At 71.3% G+C, this 1,854-nt stretch carries 2 protein-coding genes; both read left to right on the top strand.

Annotated features, from left to right (window positions below; translation table 11 throughout):
- The coding region (locus PO768_RS28690) for a filamentous haemagglutinin family protein (RefSeq protein ID WP_272648777.1) at positions 1-1,000 on the top strand (1,000 nt) is incomplete at its 5' end.
- Between the two features lie 44 nt (positions 1,001-1,044).
- A partial coding sequence (locus PO768_RS28685) for a DUF2341 domain-containing protein (RefSeq protein WP_272648776.1) occupies positions 1,045-1,854 on the top strand: 810 nt, incomplete at its 3' end.

The following is a 1,854-nucleotide window of genomic DNA, read 5'->3' as shown; positions in this document are numbered from 1 at the left end:
GGCGGCCCAGCCGGCACCGACGCGCGCCGCCAGCCTGGCCGCGCTGTCGGACGCCAAGCAGCTGCAGGCGCTGGCCGCCTATGTGAAGAGCGCCGGCGGCGCGACGGTGTTGCCCGGGCAGGCCGCAGCGGCCTTCGAGGCGCTGAGCGTCGAGCGCCAGATCCCCTGGCTGAACCGCCAGCTGGTCGACGAGCTGCGCCGCAGCGGCCGGGCCGCCTCGCAGCTCGATGGCGATGCACGCTGGGCCGGCTATGGCCCGGCCTATCTGGCCATCGACCTGCTGTTCCCCGGCGAGCGGCCCGCCGGCCGGCTGCGCATGCCGACCAGCCAGATCAAGACCCTGCAGGCGGCCGACATCACGGTGCTGGTGCCCGGCGGCGGCGCCAATGCCGGCGATATTGCCGGCCAGACCGGGTTCAAGAAGGCCAGCGATCTGGGCATCGTCACGGTCAGCGGCGGCGATATCAGCACCGTCGTGCGCGACGATTTCGAGGTCAATGCCTCGCGTGTCTTCACGCTGGGCCAGGGCGATCTGCTGATGTGGTCCTCGGCCGGCAATATCGATGCCGGCCGCGGCGCCAAGACCGTCACCGGCGCCCCGCCGCCGGTGCTGCGCCTGCTGGAGAACGGCAGCCTGGTGCTGGACGCCTCGGGCTCCTTCAGCGGCAGCGGCATCGCGGTGCTGGGCGCCGGCAGCGATCTGGACCTGTATGCGCCGACCGGCGAGATCAATGCCGGCGAGGCCGGCATCCGCTCCAAGGGCAATGCCTTCCTCGGCGCCGAACGCCTGGTCAATGCCAATGACATCAATGTCGCCGGCAGCCGCAGCGGCGCGGTGGCCGAGGCGCCGCTGAGCGTACCGATCACGGTGCCGGTCAACGACGCGCTGACACAGGCCACAGCCCGCGGTACCGAGTCGGCCCGCGACGACGATGAACGCAAGCGCCGCCGCGCCCGACGCACTCTGCTGCTCGAGTTCCTCGTCTTCGGCAGCAGCTGAACAACCAACACCCCCGAAACCACCGTTCCCGGATCAAGATCATCATGCGCAACGCACTCATCGCCCTTGCCTTCGCCGCCGCCACGCTGCCCGGCGCCGCCCACGCCTGGTGGAGCGAAGACTGGAGCCAACGCACCCGCGTCACGCTGGACACCACGGCCAAGGGCCTGGAGACCCAGCAGGCCGCCGCAGCCGTCAGCGTCGCGCTGCGCCTGCATTCGGGTAATTTCGACTTCGTCGCGGCCAAGGAGGACGGCTCGGACCTGCGCGTGCTGGCCGCCGATGACAAGACGCCGCTGAAGTTCAGCGTCGAGCGCTTCGACAGCGTCAACGAGCTGGCCCTGCTGTGGGTGCAGCTGCCCAGCGTGCTGCCTGGCAGCGACAAGAACGTCTTCCATGTCTATGCCGGCAACGCCAAGGCCACGGTGGAGGCCAGCCGTGCGGCCGGCTTCGACGCCGCGACACTGGCGGCCCTGCATTTCGACAACGCCGAGGGCACCGACCATCTCGGGCGCATCAAGGCCGAGGCGCCGCTGGCACTGGAGCCCAACGGCCTGCTGGGCGCCAGCGTGCGCCTGGACGGCCGGCCGCAGCGCTGGGCGCTTGACGATGGCCTGGTCAAGAGCGTGGCCGGTGGCGCGCTGACCCTGTCGCTGTGGGTCAAGCTGGACGATGTCGCCGGTGCCCGCCTGCTGCAATGGGGTGGCCTGAGCCTGGCTGTGCAGGACGGCAAGCTGCAGGCCCGGCTGGGCACGGCGGAGCTGGGCGGCGGCGCCGTCGCGGCCGGCCGTTGGACCCATCTGGCGCTGCGCCTCGACCAGGGCCAGGCGGCGCTGTTTGTCGGCGGCGCCGAG

It is taken from the genome of Paucibacter sp. XJ19-41, from assembly GCF_028462495.1.
Lineage (GTDB): Bacteria > Pseudomonadota > Gammaproteobacteria > Burkholderiales > Burkholderiaceae_C > Roseateles_E.
Note: the sequence above shows the minus strand (reverse complement) of the source record. Positions and strands in the feature narration are given on the sequence as shown.